The following is a 22,267-nucleotide window of genomic DNA, read 5'->3' on the forward strand; positions in this document are numbered from 1 at the left end:
ACCGCTCATGACCACACAGCTCACGAGCGCCCCGCCCACCGCCGAGGCCACCCGTAAGGCCCGGCGGCGGCCGGAGGACTCACACGCCGCCCGCGGCACCCGCCCCGGCTTCCTCTGGGCGCTGCCGGCCACCCTGTTCTTCACTCTCTTCGCCATCGCACCACTGCTCATGGTCGCGGTGCTGTCCTTCATGAGCTGGAACGGCCTGGGATCGCCCGAGTTCGTCGGCACCGACAACTGGAAGCGGATCCTCGACGACCCGGTCATGATCCGCAGCATCTGGCTCACCCTGCTGCTCACCGCCCTCGGCGTGGTCCTCCAGACCCCGCTGAGCATCGTGCTCGGCGTCTGGGCCGCCGGCCACCAGCGCAACCGGGCCGTCCTGTCGGCGGTCTACTTCATCCCGCTGCTGCTGTCCGCCACCGCCGTGTCGGTGCTCTGGCGGGCGCTGCTCGACCCCAACTTCGGCATCCCCGCGCGGATGACCTGGCTGTTCGGCGACGGCAACCTGTTCGGCGAGCAGAGCACCGCCATCGGCGTCCTCGCCTTCGTCGCCACCTGGCAGTTCACCCCGTTCCACACGCTCATCTACCAGGGTGCCGCCCGCGCCATCCCGCCGGTGCTGTACCAGGCGGCGGAGATCGACGGCGCCGGCCGTTTCCGCCAGTTCTTCCACATCACCCTGCCGCAGCTGCGCAACTCGATCGTCACCTCGATGATCCTGATGATCGTCGGCGGCCTCACCACGTTCGAGACCGTGCTGATCCTCACCCAGGGCGGACCCGGCACCGACACCACCATCAGCGCCTACTACATGTACCAAAAGGCTTTCAAGAGCTTCGACTTCGGAGCCGGCGCGGCCATCGCCCTGTGCCTGGTCGTCGCCGCCACCATCGTCTCGCTGATCGTGGTCCGCGTCTCCGGCTACGACAAGATGCGCAGCGACATGGAGGGGGTGTCATGAGGCGCCGCCCCAACTACCTCGCCGGAGCCGGCTCGATCGTCTGGCTCGTCGTGGTCGGCCTGCCGCTGTACGTGATGCTGGCCGCGACCCTGCGCACCCGGCAGGACTACGCCAAGAAGGGCCCCGTGTCCTTCCCCAGCGAGTTCACCCTGGACAACTACACCGGGGCGTTCGACTCGGGCTTCGGCCGGTACTTCCTCAACACCATCATCGTCACCGTCTGTGTCGTCGGCGTGGTGCTGGTCCTCGTACCGCCGCTGGCCTACGCGATCGTCCGCAGCCGCTCCCGGGTCACCTCGCAGATCTTCCGGCTGTTCCTGCTGGGCCTCGCCATCCCCGCCCAGGCCGTGATCGTGCCGATGTTCTACCTGATCAGCGAGGCCGGGCTGTACGACAACCTGCTGGGTGTCATCCTGCCCACCGCGGCGTTCTGCCTGCCGATGTCGGCGCTCATCCTCAGCGGGGCCATGCGGGACATCTCCCCGGAGCTGTTCGAGGCCATGACCATGGACGGGGCGAGCCCGAGGCGGATGTTCTTCCAGCTCGTCGTGCCGCTCTCGCGCGGCGGACTGTCCACGATCGTGGTGTTCTCCGCGCTCCAGGCCTGGAACGGCTTCCTGTTCCCGCTGGTCCTGACCCAGTCCGAGGAGACCAAGCTGATCACCCTCGGTCTGTACAACTTCCAGACAGCACACGGAATCGACATCCCCGGCCTGCTGGGAGCCGTGACGCTGTCCATGGTGCCCGTCCTGCTCGTTTACCTGTTCGCCCGCCGCGCCCTGGTCCAGGGCCTGATGGGCATGGGAGGAAAGTGACCGCCAACGTGGCCGTAGAGACCACCCCCGAAGTCCCCCTCTGGAACGACCCGTCCCAGGACATCGGCACCCGCGTCTCCGCGCTGATCGACGCCATGACCCTGGAGGAGAAGACCGCCCAGCTGTACGGCGTCTGGGTCGGCGCGTCCGACGAGGGCGGTGAAGTCGCCCCGCACCAGCACGACATGGAGGAGGCCGTCGACCTCGACGCCCTGCTGCCCGCCGGGCTGGGCCAGTTGACCCGCCCGTTCGGCACGGCACCGGTCGACCCCGCGCTCGGCGCGCTGTCCCTGCTGCGCACCCAGACCCGGATCACCGCGGCGAACCGCTTCGGCATCCCGGCCCTGGCCCACGAGGAGTGCCTGGCCGGATTCGCCACCTGGGGCGCCACCGCCTACCCCGTCCCGCTGTCCTGGGGCGCCACCTTCGACCCCGACCTGATCCGCCGGATGGCCGCCGCCATCGGCCGCGACATGCGCTCCGTCGGCGTCCACCAGGGCCTCGCGCCCGTCCTGGATGTGGTGCGCGACGCCCGCTGGGGCCGCGTCGAGGAGACCATCGGAGAGGACCCCTACCTCGTCGGCAGCATCGGCACCGCCTACGTGCAGGGGCTGGGCTCGGCGGGTGTGGTCGCCACCCTGAAGCACTTCGCCGGCTACTCCGCCTCCCGCGCCGGCCGCAACCTCGCGCCCGTCGGCATGGGCCCGCGCGAACGGGCCGACGTCCTGCTGCCGCCGTTCGAGATGGCCATCGTCGAGGGCGGGGCCGACTCCGTCATGCACGCCTACACCGACACCGACGGCATCCCCTCGGCGGCCGACGAGGACCTCCTGACCGGGCTGCTCCGCGACACCTGGGGCTTCACGGGCACGGTCGTCGCCGACTACTTCGGCATCGCCTTCCTCAAGACCCTGCACGGGGTCGCCGGGGACTGGGCACAGGCCGCGGCGACGGCCCTGCGCGCCGGCGTCGACGTGGAACTGCCCACCGTCAAGACGTTCGGCGCGCCCCTCGCCGAGGCCGTCGCCGCGGGCCGCGTGCCGGAGGCGCTCATCGACCGCGCCCTGCGCCGGGTGCTCACCCAGAAGGCCCGGCTCGGCCTGCTCGACGCCGGCTGGAACCCGGTCCCGCCCGCGCTGCGCGGAGCCGACCTGGACGACCCCGGCACCCTGCGCGGCACCATCGACCTGGACACCGACGAGAACCGGGAACTGGCCCGGACCATCGCGGAGGAAGCCGTCGTCCTCCTGGCCAACGACGGCACCCTGCCCCTCGCCGGGCCCCGCCGCATCGCCCTGATCGGCCCCAACGCGACCGCGCCCGCGGCCGTGCTGGGCTGCTACTCCTTCCCCCAGCACGTCGGCGTGCACCACCCGGGCACCCCGCCCGGCATCGAGCTGCCCACCCTGGAGGACGCCCTGCGGCGGGAGTTCCCCGAGACGGACCTCACCGTCGTACCGGGCACCGGCGTGGACGACGGCGACATCTTCGGCATCGCCGAGGCCGTCGACACCGCGCGCCAGGCCGATGTCGTCGTGGTGGCCCTCGGCGACCGCGCGGGCCTGTTCGGCCGGGGCACCAGCGGCGAGGGCTGCGACGCCGAGTCCCTGGCGCTGCCCGGCGCCCAGCAGCGGCTGCTCGACGCGCTGCTCGACACCGGTACGCCCGTGGTGACGGTCCTCCTGGCCGGCCGGCCCTACGCCCTGGGCCGGGCCGTGGACGAGGCCGCCGCCATCGTGCAGTCCTTCTTCCCCGGGGTGGAGGGCACCGGCGCCATCGCCGGCGTGCTCAGCGGCCGGACCAACCCCTCCGGACGGCTGCCGGTCAGTGTGCCCCGCGACACCGGCGGCCAGCCCGCCACCTATCTGGGCGCCCGGCTCGCCCAGGCCAGCGACGTCTCCAGCATCGACCCCACCGCGGCCTTCGCGTTCGGGCACGGGCTGTCCTACACGTCCTTCGACTGGGACGAGCTGACCGTCGGCCGGGCGGAGGCGGACACCGGCGGCGAGTTCTCCCTCGCGTTCACCGTCCGCAACACGGGGGAGCGGGCCGGCACCGAGGTGGTCCAGCTGTATCTGCACGATCCCGTGGCCTCCGTCGTCCAGCCGGTGCAGCGGCTCATCGGCTACACCCGGGTGCGGCTCGCCGCGGGCGAGGCCCGCCGGGTGCGGGTCACCGTCCCCGCCGACCTGGCCTCCTTCACCGGCCGGGACGGCCGCCGGGTGGTCGAACCGGGCGAACTGCGGCTGCGCCTCGCGGCATCCAGCGCGGACGTCCGCCTGACCGCGACGGTGACCCTGACCGGCCCGGAACGCCATGTGGACCACACCCGCCGGTTCCACGCGCGGTTCGAACAGGAGACGGTACGGCCGGCGGGCCCCGCCGTCTGACCCGGTGCGCGCGGCCGGCCCCGGCGGTGGCCGGCCGCACGTCGTCACCGTGGCCGGCCGCGCGCCGCGGCCGGCCTCACCCGCGCGTCACCGTGACGGTCACCAGGGTGCCCGGGACCGCCCGGACCCACGCCCGGCCGGCCGTGCGCCTGACGACGCCCGCCCCGCCCCCGGCCGTGATCCGCCAGGCGCCCGGCGGCACGGACAGCACACTCACCCGGGAGCCGTGCGGTGCCGCGCGGTAGACCAGCCGGTACACGCCCGCCCGGGAGTCGTAGGAGGCGGAGCGGACCGTGCCCGCGACGGTCTCGGCGTAGGGCTCCACGGTCAGCTCCTTGTTGGCGCGGAACGCGCCCGTGCCGTCGAGCGCGCAGTACCCGCCGCCGTAGCACCACACATAGCCCGCCCAGCCGGAGGCATAGCGGCCGAGCGAGGCCATGGCGTCCCGGTAGAAGCGGTTCATGTGCGGCAGGGAACTGTCCGGCGGACCCCACTCGCCGACCACCACCGGGACCCGGTACCGCTTCGGGTACGCGGTGACGGCCCGCTCGTACGCCTCGATCCAGCCGGCCCCGGGGTCGTAGTCGGCGCCCGCCTCCATCGCGGTGGCGTAGAAGTGCGGCGCGTACACCACCCGGGGATCGCGGACGCGGCCGAGGCCCGTCGGCACGCCCTCCCCGACGACCGGGGTCGGCTCGACGAACAGCCAGGCGTCCCGGTCGGCCGGCCGGACGGCGTCGGCCAGGCGGTTGTACATCGGGGTGAGCTGCTCGCGTTCGATACGGCGCGCGGCCGCCGGCAGGTCCTCCCCGGGCCTCGGCTCGCCCATCGGCTCGTTGATCAGGTCGTAGCCGAGTACGGCCGGATGGCCGGCGAAGCGGGTGGCGAGCGTGCGCCACATCCGGGCCTGGGCGCGCCGGAGGTCGTCGTCCTCGTAGAGATGGGTGAAGGCGCGCTGCACGGCGGGCTCGAAGTACTCGGCGAACCAGTCGTCCGGATGCGGGGTGAACGGCAGCCCGTCGGTCCTGGTCGCCCACTCGGGTATGCCCCGGTGGCCGAAGGCGGGCCCGAAGACGTCCTGGTGGGCGTCGAGGACGACCCGCACGTCCTGGCGTTCGGCCCAGTCCAGGACGCGTTCGATCCTGCGCAGGTAGCGCTCGCTGTACTGCCCGGGCCGGGGCTCCAGATCGTCCCAGAAGACCAGCAGCCGGGCGAAGTCGAAGCCCTGGGCGCGCAGATCGCGCAGATGCCGTTCGGTGATCGCGCTCAGCGCCTGCTCGCCCCGGTGCGCCTTGTCCTCGATGTTCCAGCCGCGCAGGGTGAGCACCCGCCCCTGCACGTCGGTCAGCGGGGGGATGCCCGGCCCGCCCTCCTCGGCGTGGGCGGTGGCGGGGGCCAGCAGCGCGGCGACGGCCGCGCCCGCCGTCAGCATCGCTCGCAGCACAGGAAACCTCCGGGGCGGTGGGGGCCGGCAGCAACGTCCTTGACTCGGCGTGCACTTCGAACACCCCCGTGCTACCAGGCGCACACGGGAAAGACCAGCACGAGGGACCGCACCACCCTCCTTACATACGAGCGCGTTCGTGAAATGATGTCCTGACAAAGGAGGGACAGCGGGCCCCCGCCCGCGATAACCGACCCGGAGAGGAACCGCTGCCATGGCCCAGACCCTCGACCGCATCCGGGTCGGCTCCGCCCCCGACTCCTGGGGCGTCTGGTTCCCCGACGACCCGCACCAGACCCCCTGGCACCGCTTCCTCGACGAGGTGTCCGAGGCGGGCTACGACTGGATCGAACTCGGCCCCTACGGCTACCTCCCCACCGACCCGGCCCGGCTCACCGACGAACTGGCCCGGCGGAACCTGAACGTCTCGGCGGGCACGGTCTTCACCGCCCTGCACCGCGGACCGGCCGTCTGGGAGGAGACCTGGACACACGTCGCCCGGGTCGCCGCGCTCACCCGGGCCATGGGCGCCCGGCACCTGGTGGTGATCCCCTCCTTCTGGCGCGACGACAAGACCGCCGAAATCCTGGAGCCGCCCGAGCTGACCGCCGAGCAGTGGACCCACCTGACCCGGGGCATGGAACGGCTCGGCCACCGGGTCCGGGAGACCTACGGCCTGGACATCGTCGTCCACCCGCACGCCGACACCCACCTCGACACCGAGGCCCACGTCACCCGCTTCCTGGACGCCACCGACAGCGCACGGGTGAACCTGTGCCTGGACACCGGGCACTACGCCTACTGCGGCGGCGACAGCGTCAAGCTGATCGAGACCTACGGCGAGCGCATCGGCTATCTGCACCTCAAGCAGGTCGACCCGGACATCCTCGCCGAGGTCGTCGCCCAGGGCCTGCCGTTCGGGCCCGCCGTGCGGCGCGGGGTGATGTGCGAACCGCCCTCCGGGGTCCCGGAGCTGGCACCGGTGCTGCGGGCGGCACAGGGACTGGGCGTGGACCTGTTCGCGATCGTCGAGCAGGACATGTACCCGTGCGAGCCGGACCGGCCGCTGCCGATCGCCGTCCGCACCCGCCGCTTCCTGCGCTCCTGCGGCGCCTGAGCGGGCGCCCGCGCCGGTTCCTGCGCTCCCCTGACGGATTCGGCCACGGCGCGGCCGGGAACCAACCGGGGCACCCGGGCGTTCGACCGACAACGGGGAACGCCCGCGTGGACGGGAGGACTACATGACACACCGCACGCACACCCACGACACGCCCCGGGACGCCGCCGACGCGGCCGTCACCCGACGGCAGCGCTTCGGCCGCCTGCCCGAGCGGATACGCCCGGAGGACACGGTCGAGACGCGGCCGGCCACCCGGCCGGACCCGGCGCGGGACACCTACAACGCGGACGAGTGGCTGATCCGCTACTGCGGCTGACCCGGGCGCGGGGACGGGCCCGGCACCGTCCCCGCGCCGCTCAGGCCGGCCGCACCTCCGCGAGCGCCACCGGCCGGCGCTCGCGCAGGGACAGGGTGCACGCCTCGGCGATCCAGCCGGCCTCCAGGGCGTCGGCCACGGTGCAGGGGGAGGGCCGGACACCGGCCACGACCTCGGTGAACGCGGCGAGTTCGGCGCGGTAGGCGGCGGCGAAGCGGTCCATGAAGAAGGCGTGCGGAGTGCCCGAGGGGAAGTGTGCGCCGGGCTCGGCCGAGCGCAGCGGAAGCCGGTCGTCCAGGCCTACGGCGAGCGAGTCGGCGAAACCGTGCAGTTCCATGCGCACGTCGTAACCACGCCGGTTGTGCCGGGAGTTGGACACCGTCGCGATCGTGCCGTCGTCCAGGGTGAGCAGCGCGCCGGTGGTGTCGGCGTCGCCCGCCGCCTCGATGGGGCCGGCGCCGCGGTTGCCGCCCACCGCGTACACCTCGGTGACCTCACGGCCCGTCACCCAGCGGATGCTGTCGAAGTCGTGCACGGCGCAGTCCCGGAAGATGCCGCCGGACGCGGCGATGTACGCGGCCGGCGGCGGCGCCGGATCCAGTGTCGTGGACCGCACGGTGTGCAGCGCGCCCAGCTCACCGGCCCGTACGGCGGCCCGGGCGGCGGCGAACCCCGCGTCGAAGCGCCGGTGGTAACCGATCTGCACCGGCACGCCGCCCTCCCGTACGGCCCTGAGGACCTCGACACCCTCGCTCATCGTCCGGGCGACCGGCTTCTCGCAGAAGACCGGGACACCGGCCTCGATACCGGCCCGGATCAGCGCGGGATGGGCGTCGGTGGCCGCCGCCACCACGATGCCGTCCACACCGGACGCCAGCAGCGCCCGCGGCGACGGGGCCACCTCGGCGCCGAACCGCTCCGCCGCGCGCTCGGCCGCGTCCGCCAACGGGTCGGTGACGACGAGCGATTCGACGGCGTCGAGCCCGCAGAGGGTCTCGGCGTGGAAGGAGCCGATACGGCCGAGACCGAGAATTCCGATACGCATGCGCCCCATTCTTGTCCTTACAAACCCCTCGCGCCTACGGGCTGACCCAGCCGCCGGTCCGCGCGGACCTCTCCATCGCGTCGAGCGCACGCGCGCTGTGCACCGCGTCCGCGAGAGTGGTGCCGTACGGCGTGCCCTCGGCGACGGACCGTACGAAGCGGCAGGCCTCGATCACCTTCAGGTCGTCGTAGCCCATCGCGTTGGCCGCGCCCGGCTGGAACGCGGCGAACTCGCCGGCACCCGGGCCGACGTAGACCGTGCTCACGGGCTGGTCCCGGTAACCGGTGCCGTGGCTCACACCCAGCTCGTTCATCCTCCGGAAGTCCCAGAACACCGCCCCCCGGGTGCCGTGCGCCTCGAAGCCGTAGGCGTTCTGCTCGCCGACCGAGACCCGGCAGGCCTCCAGGACCCCGCGGGCGCCGGAGGCGAAGCGCAGCAGACAGCCGACGTAGTCCTCGTTCTCGACCGGGCCCGGCTCGCCGCCGAAGGACCGGGCGTGACCGGCCGTCGCACCGCTCGGGCGGGCGCGCTCCGGGACGAAGACCGCGGTGTCCGCGGCGAGGGAGGCGATGTCGCCGCACAGGAAGCGGGCCAGGTCCACGCCGTGCGAGGCCAGGTCGCCGAGCACCCCGCTGCCGCCGCGCCGCCGCTCGTAGCGCCAGGTCAGCGCGGTGTCCGGATCCGCCGCGTAGTCGCTGAACAGACGGACGCGCACATGTGTGACCGTGCCGATCCCGCCGGAGGCGATCAGCTCGCGGGCGGCCTCCACGGCGGGCGCGTTGCGGTAGTTGAAGCCGACCGTGCCCTGTACACCGGCCCGCGCGACCGCGTCGGCGACCGCGCGCGCGTCGCCGGTGCCCAGGCCCACCGGCTTCTCGATCCACAGGTGCTTGCCGGCCTCGGCCAGGGTCACGCCGATCTCCCGGTGCAGGAAGTTCGGCGCGGTGACGCTGACGGCCTGGACGCGCGGGTCGGCGGCCACCTCGCGCCAGTCACGGGTGGCGCGGGCGAACCCGAACCGCTCGGCGGCCTCCTCGGCCCGCCCCGGCACCTCCTCGGCGACCGTGACCAGCCGGGGCCGCAGCGGGAGGTCCGGATAGTGGTGCGGGAGCCGCGCGTACGCCTGGGTGTGCACGCGGCCCATCCAGCCGAACCCGATGACGGCGACACCCAGCGCATCCACCATGACAGCCTCTCCCAGAAGCGTGGGACCGGCGCCCGGACCGGTCCGTCCCGGCTCCGGGCCACCTTTGTCCGGACATGGCGGCGTGTCAACCCTCGGGTCGCTCGTCCCTGTCTCTCGCAGAGTGATCGCGCATTTCTCAGAGAGTGATCGCATACGCCTTGCGCAGCGTCTCGTGCACCGTCCACCGGGTGCGGTCGCCGGCCCGCAGCACCGCCATGTCGCCGGGCTCCACCCGCAGCGTCGGCCCGTCCTCGACCTCGATCGTGGCCGAGCCGCTGATCACCACGAACAGCTCGTCGGCCTCCGTGTCCGTGACCACGCCCGGGGTGATCTGCCAGATCCCCCGGAGCTGCCGCCCGTCCGGCGACTCCCAGACCACCTTCCCGGTCACCTCCGGGTTCCCGGAGACGATCTGCGCCGGGTCCAGGGGCTCGGGTTCGAGGTCGGCGTCGGGGATGTGGAGCGCGAAGCTGTGCGTCATGCGGCCGACCCTAGTCGGGGGGCGCGCCGCGCCGCCGTGGACAGGGTGTGGGGCATCGGGGCCGGTCGCGGGACACTTCGTCGCGCGGGGTGGGCAGAGCGGTGGCACGGGATCGCCGTGCCCCGGCCTCAGCGGCCGGTGCGCACCCCGTCCAGCGCGATGGCCAGCACCCGGTCGCGCTGGGCGTCGTCCTCGAAGGTCGTCGCCATGATCCCGGCGACCAGCCGCAGCAGGTCCCCGAAGTCCATGTCCGTCCGGGCGGCGCCGGCTCGCTGCGCCCGCTCCAGCAGCGGGCCGCCGGCCGCGTACATGGACTCGCGGCAGGTCTGGAAGATGTCCGACTCGCCGTTCAGCGCCTCGCGGACCGCGCGCTTGGTGACCATGTAACCGGCGAACCGGTCCAGCCACGCCGACAGTGCCTCCCAAGGCTCCCGGTCCGTCGGCTCCGCGGCGGCCTCGCACAGGGCGGCGACCTCGTCGGCGTAGACCGTCTCGAACAGGTCGCGGCGGGTCGGGAAGTTCCGGTACAGGGTGCCGATGCCGACACCGGCGCGGCGGGCGATGTCCTCCAGGGCGGCGTCGGCCCCGTGCTCGGCGAACGCCTCACGGGCCGCGTCGAGCAGGGCGTCGAAATTGCGGGCGGCGTCCTTACGGTGCGGCCGGCGGGCCGCCACGATCTCGCTGACGGGGTACGGCGTGGCCGTCACTGCTGCCTCCCGGGGAGGAAAGGGAATTGAAGCGGAGGTTGGCCTCCGCTAGAGTGGAGGGGTACCTCCACTTTACCAGTGCGGGGTGGCTCCGCCGTGGCCGGACGCGGCCCGCGCCGCCGCCCCCGCGACCAGGGCACGGCCCGTACGACCCGCGCCCCCGCACCACGCATCCACGGGAACCCGCACCACGCACCGCGTGTACCCGACCCTCCGCTTCCCTTGATCCCCGGAGAGGCTCCTTCATGCCCCGCGCCTCCACCCGCCTCACCTTCGCGGTCCTCGCGACCGGTGCCGGCGTCTTCTCCATGCTCCAGTCGCTGATCGCGCCGGCCCTGCCGACCGTCCAGCACGCCCTGCACGCCTCCCCGTCCACCGCGACCTGGGTGATGACGGCCTATCTGCTGTCCGCCTCGGTCTTCACCCCGATCCTCGGCCGGGTCGGCGACCTCGCCGGCCGGAAACGGACCCTCGTCGCCGTCCTGCTGGCCGTCCTCGCGGGCTGTCTGGTCGCCGCCCTGGCCCCGAACATCGGCATACTGATCGTCGCCCGGGTCCTACAGGGCGTCGGCGGCGCCCTCTTCCCACTCTCCTTCGGCATCATCCGCGACGAGTTCGCCCCGACCCGGGTCAGCGGCAGCATCAGCAACCTCTCCGCCGTGATCGCGGCCGGCGGCGGCGTCGGCATGGTGGCCGCCGGACCGATCGTGTCCGCGCTCGACTACCGCTGGCTGTTCTGGATCCCGGTGGCGATCGTCGCCGCCACCGTCCTGATCGCCCTGCGCTACATCCCCGAGTCGTCCGAACGCACCGAGGGCAAGGTCGGCTGGACCGGGGCCGTGCTGCTCTCCGGCTGGCTGGTGGCCCTGCTGCTGCCGCTGAGCCAGGCCGGGCAGTGGGGCTGGGGCTCGGCGAAGGTGCTCGGCCTGTTCGCCGCCGCCCTCGCGCTGTTCGCGGTGTGGCTGGTGGCCGAGACCCGCTCGCGCACCCCGCTGATCGACCTGCGGGTGCTGCGGCTGCCCGCGGTGCGGACCACCAACACCGCCGCCCTGCTGTTCGGCGCCGGCATGTACTCCATCTGGTCCTTCCTGCCGGGCTTCGTCCAGACACCGGCCGCGGCCGGCTACGGCTTCGGCGCCGGCGTCACCGAGTCCGGACTGCTCATGCTGCCGATGCTGGTCGCGATGTTCCTCTCCGGCGTGCTGGCGGGCCGGCTGGAGCCGCGCGTCGGCGCCAAGGCGCTGCTCACCACGGGCGCCGCGCTCGGCGCGCTGGCCTGCGCCTTCCTCACCCTCTGGCATGACGCCCGGTGGCAGATCGGCGTCGTCGCGGGCCTGTTCGGCCTCGGCATCGGACTGGCCTTCGCCTCGATGGCGAACCTCATCGTGGGCAGCGTGCCGGTGGCCCAGACCGGCGCCGCGACCGGCATGAACGCCAACATCCGCACCATCGGCGGCTCCATCGGCGCCGCGCTCACCAGCGTCCTGGTCACCGGCCGGCTCCAGCCCTCGGGCCTGCCGTACGCCTCCGGCTACACCCACGGCTGGGCCCTGCTCACCCTGCTCTGCCTGGCCGCGGCCGGCGCCGCCCTCCTGGTCCCGGCCCGCCGCCAAGGCTCCCCGGCCGAGGCGCCCACCGACCCCGGGGTGACGCGGGCACCCGCCCGGGTGCGGTAGTGTTGACCTGCGTGATCACGCGGGACACCCCGCGTGGGACCGCGGCGGGACGTGGCGCAGCTTGGTAGCGCACTTGACTGGGGGTCAAGGGGTCGCAGGTTCAAATCCTGTCGTCCCGACTCGTGAGAGTCGCAGGTGAGGGCCGGTTTCGGAGATATCCGAAACCGGCCTTCGGCCGTTTTCGGGGACCGGTTGGGGACCAGGGCTTCCTTGACCGGTGTCAGCGGGTCATGACGATCGGGCCCGGGAGTGAGCGGGCGGCGCGGACGGCGCTGAGGTGTGCGGAGAGTGCTGCGCCGACGGCCGTGATCTTGTGGACGTCCGGGTGGGGTGGCGCAGGGGACGGCAGAGGAGATGCGTCCGCCGCGCGGGCGGATCTCCTCGATGACTGGGGACATCATGCGCTTGCGATCGCTCGGCCCGTGAGCGGTGGCCCGCGAGACCGCGGTGCGACGCCGGTTTCTCAGGCGACCCAACGGGCCTTGTCCGGTCGGTTGACAGCCAGGCGTTTCAGCGCCGGGGGAACGTCGTACTGGCTGGTGAATGCTTCAATCAGGACGAGTCGGTCGGTGGTGGCCGTGGCACGAGCGAGCGCGCGGTCCAACGCGGTCCGGGTACGGGCCCTCAGCACGAGCGGATGCGACACACCGAGGGCGGTCGGCACCTTGGTCCAGTGCCAGCGTGCGACATCGTTGTACGGTGCGCGCAGGCCGTGGGTGATGCGCTCGATGGTGTAGCCGTGGTTGTTGACGAGGATCACGATCGGCTTCAGGTGGTACCGGCTGATGGTGCCCAGTTCCTGGGCGGTGAGCTGAGCCGCGCCGTCGCCGATGAGCAGCACCCCGCGCCGGGAGGGATCGGCGAGTTGGGCTCCCAGCAGCGCGGGCAGACTGAAGCCGATGGACGCCCACATCGGTTGTGCGACGAACCGGGCTCCCCGGGGGAAACGGCGATCGGCGATGCCCAGCAGCGAGGTGCCGTCGTCGGCGACAACGGTGTGGTCCGGCCGTATGGCACTGCCCACCGCGTACCAGAGGTAGGACTGAGTGAGCGGCCGAAGGGAGCCGTGCAGTCGGGACCGGCGGGGCGTCGTCCGCCTGGGGACCGCGGCCGGGCGGGCGGGGACTCGACGCGTCGGCGCTTCCGGCCTGTGGTGGCCGGCAACGGCGGGACCACTGTGTGCCGGGAAAAGATCCCGGACAAGATCCGTCAGCACGGCCAGTCCCGTGGCCAGCGGTATACCTGGGAAAACGGCCCCGTCCACCTTCGCGCTCCTGGGCCCGAGGTCGATGCCCGCCTCCGGATCGAACCGGTGGGTGAACTTTCCGGTGGTCATGTCGGCGAGCAGGACTCCGGCACGGATCAGCAGATCCGCCCTGTCGACGGCAGCGCGGACGTGTTTCTCGCTCATGGCTCCCGCGTACAGACCGAGGAAGCCCGGAGCGCTCTCGTCCACGACGGTTTTGCCCGTCGCCAGAACCGCGTGAGGGAACGCTCCGGCCCGCAGCAGGTCCGCCAGTTCTGAGCGGGCGTGGAAACGGTCCACGAGGAAGTCGGCCAGCACCACCACGCTCTTCGCGGCAGCGAGCCGGGCACGTGCCGCGGCACGGAAGGCATCGAGGCTGCCCTGGTCCACGGTTTGCTGCCGGGGTGCGGCCAACGGCCGGCGCGGCGGGACGGCCGCCAAGGCGACATCGCGGGGCACCCGGAGGTAGCCGGGACGGCTTTCCCGCAGGCAGGCAGTCAGCACCCGGTCGATCTCCATGACGGCATTGTCGGGACGCAGGACGGCGTCCGCGCAGACGACCTGCCGCTGCGCGCGAAGGAACCGGTCGAAGTCCCCGTCTCCCATGCTGTGGTGCACCGTCAGCCCGGCGCGCTCGGTGGCCTGTGTGGGTCCGACTGCGATGTGCAGGAGTGGTACACGTTCCGTGTAGCTGCCGGCCACCGCGTTGATCGCGCTCAGTTCTCCTACACCGAAGGTCGTCAGGAGTGCTCCGAACCCCCGGATGCGTCCGTAGCCGTCGGCCGCGTACGCGGCACCGAGTTCACTCGCGGCCCCGACCCACTTCACTTCCGGGTGGGCGACCACGTGATCGAGGACAGCGAGGTTGTAATCGCCGGCGACACCGAACAGGTGTCTGACCCCCAGGTCGTTCAGACGGTTCAGGATGTGGTCGATGACCGTCGTACCGGCCTTCGAACGGTGGGATTTCATAGGTCGGTCTCCCCATTCCTTGGGCGACTGGCCCCACTGCGCGTGCCCGTGCCGTCGGAGTGCTCCTGCTTGTCGTCGAGGGCGGCACGGTCCGGCGGGGGTGAGCGGCCGGTCCCGCGTCGGTGGGTGGCCTGCCGTCGGCCACTGTCCTCGCTCGGCCGGGCACTTCAGTAGGAGGGCGCCGTTCACCCTGAGATCACTGTAGAGGTGCGCCGACTGCCATGGGCAGGCGCGCGAACCGGGATAGAGCGTACTGGGGCCGCTTGCTTGTGAGCCTGCTCGCGCTGTGGCAGTCAGGTGTGCGCGCGTGGGGCGACCGCCTCGGAACCCCCCCGGACGCTACACCACCGACCGGACGAGACGGTTCCCTCACTTGTGCCGTGCCGGTGGGACGCCATGATGTCGTCCATGGGAGAGAGGTTGTCACAGCGTTTGGTACCTGATCATTTGTGGGAGATGGTCGCATCGCTGCTCCCGGAGTTCAGGCCACGGAGGCAGGGGGGTGGCAGAGGCCCGCTGGACAACCGCAGTGTTTTCACGGCCGTGGTCTACGTGCTGTCCAGTGAGTCCGCCTGGCGCCGCCTGCCGTCCTCCTTCGCGGTCTCCCCGGCGACGGCGCACCGTCGCTTCGTCGCGTGGTGCGAGGCAGGGCTGTGGGAGCGGATGCGGCAGGCGGTGCTGGAGGGTGAGGGAGCCGATGACGAGAAGCGGTGGGCGGTGTCGATCGCGGAAGCGGCCATGTCACGGTGAGTGAGGACACGTTGCCGTGTGCGCCCCGGACGGACGGGCCCGCCGCGTCACCCGTCCGTGTGCTCGGGCGGCGCGGTGGGGGGCGAGCCACCGGGGCGCCGGGAGAGGTGAACGACGTCGAACTCGCCCTTCCGGTACTGGTCCTGGACATGACGCTTGTCGTATTTGCCCACTGACGTCTTCGGTACCGTCCGCAGGATGGTCCAGCGTTCGGGCATCATCCAGGCGTCGATGCGGTGGGCGAGGAAGTCACGCAACTCTTCCGGGCCGATGTCGGCATCCTCGCGCAGGGACACGGCGGCCAGGGGCCGTTCGCCCCAGCGCTCGTCAGGCACCGCGACCACCACCGCTTCGGAGACGGCCGGATGCTCCATCAGCGTGTTCTCCAGGTCGATGCTGGAGATGTACTCGCCGCCGGACTTGATGACGTCCTTCACACGGTCGGTGAGTGTCAGGAATCCGTCGGGGGAGATCTTCCCGATGTCGCCGGTCCTCAGCCAGCCGTCGCTGGTGAAGTTGTCCGCCGGCCGGATCGGAGGGGCGTTCACTCCGCCGTGGTACGCGTGGGTGACGTCGGGACCGCACACCTGCAGCTCTCCCATGCTTACGCCGTCATGCGGCACGAGGGCACCGTCGGACCCGACAAGGCGGAACCTCGTCGACGCGGAGAACCTTCCCTGACTGACGCGGTAGGTCCACTCCTCGTCGGCGTCCAGTCCGCCCGGAGGCACGGCCGCGCTGACGACTCCCAAGGTCTCGGTCATTCCCCAGCCGTGCAGGAATTGGATGGAATGCCGGTCCCGATAAGCAGCCATCAGGGCGGGTGGGCAGGCGAAACCACCCGTGAACACGGTGCGCAGGCTGCTCGTGTCATAGGTATGGGTGTCCAATTCCTCCAGAAGGGACGCCCACACGGTGGGTACGGCGGCGCTGAAGGTGGGCCGCCCCTGCTCGATCATGCGAGCGAGCGATGCCGCCTGGATGTGCCGGTCGGGCAGTAGCAGGTCGGCGCCGGTGAGAAACGCGACGTGCGGTATGCCCCAGCCACTGACGTGGAACATGGGCGCGACGGGGAAGAGAACATCGCGCTGACTGACGTTGTAATGGCTCGGAGCCACCAACTGCAGGCAGTGCAGATACATCGCCCGATGGCTGTACACCACTCCTTTGGGATGGCCGGTCGTACCGGAGGTGTAGCACACCACTGCGGCCGCGTCTTCGTCGAGTTGCTCCGCCCACGGGTAGTCGAGAGGGCCCTCGCCGACCAGTTCCTCGTAATCGTGCACCTCACCCGCGAACCCGGCGAGCAGTTCCCGGTCGCTCGCGCCGGCGACGACGATGTGCCGTACCGACCGGGGCAGTTCGGGCAGAACGGGAACGAGTGCCTCGACCAGGCCGGCGTCCACGACGATGACTTCGTCACCGGCGTTCCCGAGGGTGTAGGCCATGTGCCGGGACGACATCCGGGGGTTGAGCGTGTGCAGCACCGCGCCCATCGCGGGGACGGTGACGAACAACTCCAGATGACGGGTGTTGTTCCACATGAGGGTGCCGATGACACTCTGCTCCCCCGTACCCCCGGTTCCGACGCGCACACCGAGCCGGTCTCGGAGCGCGTGCGCGAGGCGGGCACCGCGCTCGCCCACCTCCCCGTAGCTGCGGCGGACGAATCCCTCCCCGTTCCACGTGGACACACTCGAGGTGCCATGGACACCGGAGCCGTACCGCAGGATGCGGGCCGCGGTGAGCGGAAAGTCGGACATGGTGCTGCGCACAGTGACCTCCAGTTTGGGTGTCATGCCGGGTGGCCGGGCCTCTTGCCTCGGTCCCGGAATCCGCGCGGTCAATGTATGTGTCCATCGCTTCACGAGTCTCCTTCCGGGGCCGTCTCGCATGGTTACCGGCATCGGAAAGAAGGCGCCGGTAAAAGGCGACGCCCGCCACTGAAAGCAATCTGGGCCGTCATCTCTGGCGACGCGCCGGTCCGCCTGTCTCCAGAAGGCTGAGCAGCGCGGACACCTGTGACTACACGCCCGGGAATCCCCCCGTCCATGGCTTGTCCGAAGGACCACCAGAAGAGACGTGCGGCAGCGGTCGTGAAAGTGGTGCGGACACTTACGCGGCCTCCGTTCCACGCCCTCCGTACGCTCGGTGTCCGCCTCCGTGGCCGACTGCTCCGTAAACCCACGAACACGCCTGTCGGTGCACCCTGCGCACTCCTAAATTTGCTCTCCAGCGTCGGCGTGACCGTTGGCGCGGCAAGGAGATACTGTGATGAGTCCGTGCGGCAGCGAACCCTTTGCGTACGATGAATACGACCTGGATCCCGTCTTCCGGAAACGGCGTGCCAAAGCACGACGGCCTTCTCGCGCGGGGCGGCTCCGCGAACTGTTCGTGGCTTCCGAGTGCGTCCCGGACCCTGAAGACCGGCGTTTCAACGACCCGTCCTGGCGTACCGATCCCGAATACCGGCGGGTTCTCCAGTACTACCTGACATGGAGTCGGCTGCTCCTGGCAGCGGCGGAAGCGCCATATCTGCCGGCCCGGCGCCGTCGGCAGTTGCAGTTCCTCGCCCAGGTCATCACGGAAACCCTGGCTCCTGTGAACTTCCTCCCGGGCAACCCCGCGGCGCTGCGCCGGGGTGCGGCGACCAGAGGGGTGAGTCTGGTCCGCGGTTCGGGCCACCTTCTGCACGACGTGGTGCGCCGCCGGGGCCGGCCGGCCAAGATGACGCCCGGCGCCTACCGGATGGGCGAGGACCTGGCCGCCACTCCCGGCCGGGTCGTCTACCGCAATGACCTGATGGAACTGATCCAGTACGAGGCCCAGACCACTCAGGTGCGTCAGGTGCCGCTGCTGTTCGTCCCCGCTTGGGTCAACAAGTTCTACATCTACGACCTTGCGCCCGGTCGGAGCCTTGTCGAGTGGGCGGTTCGCGATGGCTTCACCGCCTTCGCCATCAGTCTGCGCGACCCCCGGCCCGAGCAGACCGGTCTCGGTCTGGACGAATACCTGCTGCGAGCCCCGCTGCGTGCCCTGGAAGTCGTGCGTGACATCACCGGGGCAGACCAGGCCCATCTGGTGGGAGTCTGTGCCGGGGGGCTGTTCGCGGCATCCGCGGCAGCCTGGCTGGCGGCGGGAAGTGAGACCGGGGTGGCATCACTGACCCTGCTGATGTCAGCGCTGGACTACGCGGACCCGGAGGACGATCACAAGTCGTCCGACACGGAGATAGGGTCGCTGACCCGCATGCTCTCCAACAAGCAGGGCCTTGTCGACGGCAGGAAGATCAGCCTCCTCTTCGACCTGCTGCGCCCCAGGGAGACCATCTGGCAGCCGCTCATCTCCGGGTGGCTCATGGGGGAAAGACCACGGCCCTTCGACATCTGGGCCTGGAGCGAGGACGGGATCGACGTGCCTGAGGTTCTCTTCAGGCAGACCTTGCGGATCGCGGCGGACAACGCTCTGGCCCAAGGCCGGCTGCGGGTCGGTCAGCGAGACATCGATCTGTCCGCCGTGACACAGGACGCCTTCGTGGTAGCCGGCTCACGCGATCACATCATTCCCTGGGAAACGGTGTACAGGAGCGCTCGGCTGCTCGGGGGTGACGTCGCCTTCCATTTGGTGCCCTCGGGACATGTCGGAGGCATCATCAATCCTCCACGCCCGAAGGCCGACTACCTCACCGGCCGGAACACTCTCCCTCCGAGGCCCCAGGACTGGCTCGCCCACGCCCTGCCCCAGGGAGAGTCCTGGTGGACGGCGTGGTCGAGATGGCTCGCCCCCCGTTCGGGCCCTCATGTCCCCGGTCGCACGGTGGGCAGTACCCGGTACCCGCCTGGGCCCCCCGCTCCCGGAAGGTACGTGCTGCCGGCCGATGGCAAGAGCACCGGTGGCCCGATTCGCGCGACGGCTGCCGGTCACGGCACCTGGACCCCACCCTCCTCGGTCGGTGCCTCCGGCGGAAAAGCCGACCGACGGGCGCACCGCCGATGAAAGCACCCGGCCGAACGCGGCCGGTTCGACGACGGCCTGGCCGACGTCCACGGACCCCTCAGCGCGACGCGCAACAATCCATCTCCGAGGAGAAGCATCATGCTCGCCTTCGACCTCAAGACCCTCGCCGCCCGGTTCGACTCCGATGGGACCGGACACGAGCAAGTCGTCCTCTTCCAGGACCCCGCCTCGGACCTGAAAGGCTTCGTGGCCGTCCACTCCACCGCGTTGGGCCCGGCTCTGGGCGGCGTCCGCTTCACCTCCTACACCGACGAGGGCCAAGCCCTGGCCGATGTGCTGAGGCTGTCACGCGGAATGTCCTACAAGAACGCCGTCGCCGGGCTTGACTTCGGCGGCGGCAAGGCCGTCGTCATCGGGGACCCCGAACGGATCAAAACCGAGGAACTGCTGCTGGCCTACGGTCGATTCGTGGCTTCTCTGGACGGCCGGTACGTGACGGCATGCGATGTCGGCACCACACCGGAGGACATGGAGGTGATCGCGTCCACCTGCCCGTGGACCGTGACCCGTCCCACGACGAGCGGTGGAACGGGCGATCCGTCCGTCTTCACAGCCCGCGGTGTCCTGCAAGGCATGAAAGCGGCAGCCCTCCACCGTTGGGGCACGCCGGCTCTCCAGGGGCGGACGGTCGGAATCGCGGGAGTAGGCAAGGTGGGCCACCTACTGGTGGAACTCCTCTTCGAGGAAGGCGCCCGTGTGGTGGTCACCGATGTGCGGGGCGAGGCAGTGCGTGGCATCACCGAAAAGTTCCCGGAGATCACCGCGGTGAAGGACACCGGCTCCCTGATCCGGCTCGAGGGCTTGGACGTCTACGCTCCCTGCGCTCTCGGCGGGGCGTTGAGCGATGACGTCGTCCCGCTGCTCACTGCCGAGGTGGTGTGCGGCGCCGCCAACAACCAGCTGGCTCACCCTGGTATAGAACGACGACTCAAGGATCGCGGAATCCTCTACCTCCCGGACTATGTCGTCAACGCCGGCGGGGTGATTCATGCGGCCGGAGGACTGCGCGGGGCCACGGACGGTGAGATCCTGGCCAAGGTGGACGCGATCTTCGACACCACGCTGGCGATCCTGGAACACGCTGAGGCGGAAGACATTCTGCCGGGTGCGGCCGCGGACCGGATCGCCGAGCAGCGCATCGCCACGGCGGCGAGCGCACGGACCGCAGCGGCAAGCGGTCGCTCGCCCCGTCCCGGCCGCGTCGCCTGAGTGGCGGCTCCCGCGCTGTCGGGCATCGGCGACCGCCTGCTCCGCGCTGATGCCCGGCACGTCGGTCCCTCGGCCGCAGTACGTGGAGTGGTGTGACCGTCCTGTCGGGGGACGCCGGATGACCATAGGGCTCGGCCCGCGCCCGGATGGCCGAGGCCCGCGAGCGCGGTGGTGTTCCTCCGAGGACCAGCGGCGGCGCAGCGGGAACGGAGGCGTCCCCCGGTGTTCCGGACGCGCTGGCAAGCTTCAGTAGTCGACCGCTGGTTGGAGGCTACGAGCCTCTTCGTGATGCCCCGAAGCCTCCAGGCGGCTGCGGAACTCCTCCATACGCTTGGTGCATTGAGCGGAGCGTATTCCACGCAGTAACGCGAGGGCCTGTGCCGCGGTGCCGCAGCTCCGCGCGACCTCGCCCAGTCGCAATTCCGCCGAAGCCAGGAGGAGCAAGCTGAGCACGCGACGCCGTGGTCTCTTGAGGGTGTCTTCTCGCAGTGCTTCCTGAATCCAGCGTACGGCGGTCTCCGGCTTGCCCAGGTCGTGGTAACAGTGAGCCAGCTCCTGCGCCATGTAGGCCCGGTCGACGTGATGGGCCCAGTCCGGGCGCTCCTGCTCGTCGAAGTCGTCCCTCTCCAGCAGGTCACGTGCCTGCCCGGCGGCCCTCTCACAGGCGGCCGCGTCCCCCAGCAGGGCGTGACCGCGGGCCTCGGTCAAGTAGAAGACGACCTGCGGGGCCTGGCTGATCCGTTGCCGGGTTCCCTCTCTCGCCACTCGCGCGAGCTGGACGGTTTCACTCGCGTCGCCGAGGTGCAGCGCCACATGCCCCATTCCCGAGGCCAGGATGTACCCCCCGAAGAGACGGTCACCCGCTGCCTGCGCCAAGCGCAGTGCTTGGATGTAGTAGCGCTGAGCCAGTCCCAACTGCCCGGTGTCCACGGTCATGGAGGCTGTGACTTCTGTCAGCCGTGCGACAGCTTCGAACAGGGACCGTGCTGTCGTCTCAGGGTACGGGCCGGCGAGGAGTTCGGAGACGACACTGTCGAGGTAACGCACGGCGACCAAGCGTATGCTTCCGCTGCCGAATTTGTGGTCCAGGTCGGAGAATGCCGCAGTCGTCGCCCGCACCGCCGCGATGTCCCTGCAGCCGACCGCAGGAACACCCTCTATCGCGATATCGAGATCTGGCTCGGCGATCAGCCAGTCACGGCTGGCCTGAACGAGCACCGAGGCGGCTAATCGGTCCCTGGTACCGAGGTTGCCGTACCTGGTGTCACTACGCCACAGTGCGCACGCCTGCTGCAGGGCGCCCGCCACCGTGGGTTCGAACCGCGACCCCACCGTGGACGCCGCACCCCGTGCGGCGCTCATCCCGATGTCATCGACGGTCACCGTACGACCCAGTTTGCGCGTCAGCGCCTCGGCGATGATGTCCGGGGCTCGACCGCGAGGTTGCTGGCCTTGTAGCCACCGGGCCACCGACGTCTTGTCGTACCGCAGATCAAGTCCCTGCTCTGCGCCGCAGGCGTTCACCCGGCGGGCAAGTCCCGTGCTGGAGCACCCCGCTGCTTCCATCACGGCACGAAGCCGTTCGTTGGCCTCACGGCCCACACGTGGTGGCACGGCCATATCCTCGTCTCCTTCGCATTTCTGTACCGATATTTTCTGCCCGCCCCCGCAGCCAAGGCAGCACCACCAGGGGTCTTCTGGCTGATAATGACGCGTTCAACGGCGAACGAGACACCGTGTCAGTTCTCCGGGAACCGAATACTTCGCAGAATCCGGACCGGGAAGCGCACCGGGAAGCGCATGTTTCACGGAATCATCAAGGGATACGCGACATTTCACGAACGCGACCACAGGGTTCCGGATGAGCACGTCATCGTTTTCCCGCACCAAGACAGCGCCTTGAAGGTACGACGCGGCATGAAGCACTCC

17 protein-coding genes and 1 tRNA gene are annotated in these 22,267 nt (G+C 70.7%); 10 read left to right on the forward strand and 8 right to left on the reverse strand.

Translation table 11 applies throughout. From position 1 onward, the window contains the following. The first annotated feature begins 7 nt into the window (after positions 1-7). The 3 genes from ABD350_RS20170 to ABD350_RS20180 are packed head-to-tail and all read left to right on the forward strand — an operon-like array spanning position 8 to position 4,169. A complete protein-coding gene (locus tag ABD350_RS20170; RefSeq protein ID WP_344349586.1) occupies positions 8-964 on the forward strand; it encodes a carbohydrate ABC transporter permease in 957 nt (318 codons plus the stop codon). Continuing rightward, on the forward strand, positions 961-1,779 hold the full coding sequence (locus tag ABD350_RS20175) for a carbohydrate ABC transporter permease (RefSeq protein WP_344349587.1): 819 nt from the start codon (positions 961-963) through the stop codon (positions 1,777-1,779). The genes ABD350_RS20170 and ABD350_RS20175 overlap by 4 nt, the downstream gene beginning before the upstream one ends. Further along, the gene (locus ABD350_RS20180; RefSeq protein ID WP_344349588.1) at positions 1,776-4,169 is read left to right on the forward strand and encodes a beta-xylosidase/alpha-l-arabinosidase; all 2,394 of its coding nucleotides are present in this window, start codon (positions 1,776-1,778) and stop codon (positions 4,167-4,169) included. The genes ABD350_RS20175 and ABD350_RS20180 overlap by 4 nt, the downstream gene beginning before the upstream one ends. A gap of 76 nt (positions 4,170-4,245) precedes the next feature. Here the strand turns inward: ABD350_RS20180 and ABD350_RS20185 are convergent, their stop codons facing one another. After that, entirely contained in the window at positions 4,246-5,601 is a 1,356-nt protein-coding gene (locus ABD350_RS20185) for a cellulase family glycosylhydrolase (RefSeq protein WP_344349590.1), read from the reverse strand. A 226-nt stretch (positions 5,602-5,827) separates the two neighbouring features. Between ABD350_RS20185 and ABD350_RS20190 the strand changes: the two genes are divergently transcribed. Together ABD350_RS20190 and ABD350_RS20195 are read left to right on the forward strand one after the other, a co-directional pair. After that, on the forward strand, positions 5,828-6,730 hold the full coding sequence (locus ABD350_RS20190; RefSeq protein WP_344349591.1) for a sugar phosphate isomerase/epimerase family protein: 903 nt from the start codon (positions 5,828-5,830) through the stop codon (positions 6,728-6,730). Between the two features lie 124 nt (positions 6,731-6,854). Then, positions 6,855-7,049 carry a hypothetical protein gene (locus ABD350_RS20195; RefSeq protein ID WP_344349592.1) on the forward strand — a complete coding sequence of 65 codons (195 nt, stop codon included), beginning with the start codon at positions 6,855-6,857 and terminating at the stop codon, positions 7,047-7,049. A 40-nt stretch (positions 7,050-7,089) separates the two neighbouring features. Here ABD350_RS20195 and ABD350_RS20200 read toward each other — a convergent pair whose 3' ends face one another. From ABD350_RS20200 to ABD350_RS20215, 4 genes are all read right to left on the reverse strand, one after another. Beyond that, the gene (locus ABD350_RS20200) at positions 7,090-8,094 is read right to left on the reverse strand and encodes a Gfo/Idh/MocA family protein (protein ID WP_344349593.1); all 1,005 of its coding nucleotides are present in this window, start codon (positions 8,092-8,094) and stop codon (positions 7,090-7,092) included. A gap of 34 nt (positions 8,095-8,128) precedes the next feature. Next, positions 8,129-9,280: a Gfo/Idh/MocA family protein gene (locus ABD350_RS20205; RefSeq protein WP_344349594.1), complete on the reverse strand. Its 1,152-nt coding sequence runs from the start codon at positions 9,278-9,280 to the stop codon at positions 8,129-8,131. Positions 9,281-9,416: 136 nt separating this feature from the next. After that, positions 9,417-9,761, reverse strand: a complete 345-nt coding sequence (locus ABD350_RS20210; protein WP_344349595.1) for a cupin domain-containing protein — start codon at positions 9,759-9,761, stop codon at positions 9,417-9,419. Between the two features lie 128 nt (positions 9,762-9,889). Beyond that, positions 9,890-10,468 carry a TetR/AcrR family transcriptional regulator gene (locus ABD350_RS20215; protein WP_344349596.1) on the reverse strand — a complete coding sequence of 193 codons (579 nt, stop codon included), beginning with the start codon at positions 10,466-10,468 and terminating at the stop codon, positions 9,890-9,892. Between the two features lie 245 nt (positions 10,469-10,713). On the opposite strand from ABD350_RS20215, the gene ABD350_RS20220 reads away from it, so the two are divergent. Together ABD350_RS20220 and ABD350_RS20225 are read left to right on the forward strand one after the other, a co-directional pair. Beyond that, positions 10,714-12,144 (forward strand): MFS transporter, encoded by a 1,431-nt coding sequence (locus ABD350_RS20220; protein ID WP_344349597.1) that lies wholly within the window; start codon positions 10,714-10,716, stop codon positions 12,142-12,144. 45 nt (positions 12,145-12,189) lie between these two features. Beyond that, a tRNA-Pro gene (locus ABD350_RS20225) sits at positions 12,190-12,263 on the forward strand. Positions 12,264-12,607: 344 nt separating this feature from the next. Here ABD350_RS20225 and ABD350_RS20230 read toward each other — a convergent pair. Continuing rightward, entirely contained in the window at positions 12,608-14,362 is a 1,755-nt protein-coding gene (locus ABD350_RS20230) for an alpha-keto acid decarboxylase family protein (protein WP_344349599.1), read from the reverse strand. A 408-nt stretch (positions 14,363-14,770) separates the two neighbouring features. Between ABD350_RS20230 and ABD350_RS20235 the strand changes: the two genes are divergently transcribed. Then, positions 14,771-15,112 carry a transposase gene (locus tag ABD350_RS20235; protein WP_344349600.1) on the forward strand — a complete coding sequence of 114 codons (342 nt, stop codon included), beginning with the start codon at positions 14,771-14,773 and terminating at the stop codon, positions 15,110-15,112. A 47-nt stretch (positions 15,113-15,159) separates the two neighbouring features. On the opposite strand, the gene ABD350_RS20240 is transcribed toward ABD350_RS20235, so the two are convergent. Continuing rightward, positions 15,160-16,875: a long-chain-fatty-acid--CoA ligase gene (locus tag ABD350_RS20240; RefSeq protein ID WP_344349601.1), complete on the reverse strand. Its 1,716-nt coding sequence runs from the start codon at positions 16,873-16,875 to the stop codon at positions 15,160-15,162. Positions 16,876-17,386: 511 nt separating this feature from the next. Between ABD350_RS20240 and ABD350_RS20245 the strand changes: the two genes are divergently transcribed. Both ABD350_RS20245 and ABD350_RS20250 read left to right on the forward strand, forming a co-directional pair. Next, entirely contained in the window at positions 17,387-19,108 is a 1,722-nt protein-coding gene (locus tag ABD350_RS20245; RefSeq protein WP_344349685.1) for a PHA/PHB synthase family protein, read from the forward strand. A gap of 99 nt (positions 19,109-19,207) precedes the next feature. Then, positions 19,208-20,338, forward strand: a complete 1,131-nt coding sequence (locus ABD350_RS20250; protein WP_344349602.1) for a Leu/Phe/Val dehydrogenase — start codon at positions 19,208-19,210, stop codon at positions 20,336-20,338. 246 nt (positions 20,339-20,584) lie between these two features. On the opposite strand, the gene ABD350_RS20255 is transcribed toward ABD350_RS20250, so the two are convergent. After that, the gene (locus tag ABD350_RS20255; protein WP_344349603.1) at positions 20,585-21,958 is read right to left on the reverse strand and encodes an NsdA family TPR-like regulatory protein; all 1,374 of its coding nucleotides are present in this window, start codon (positions 21,956-21,958) and stop codon (positions 20,585-20,587) included. Positions 21,959-22,267: the final 309 nt, after the last annotated feature.

Origin of the sequence: Streptomyces nogalater (genome assembly GCF_039532885.1) — a bacterium.
Taxonomy (GTDB): domain Bacteria; phylum Actinomycetota; class Actinomycetes; order Streptomycetales; family Streptomycetaceae; genus Streptomyces; species Streptomyces nogalater.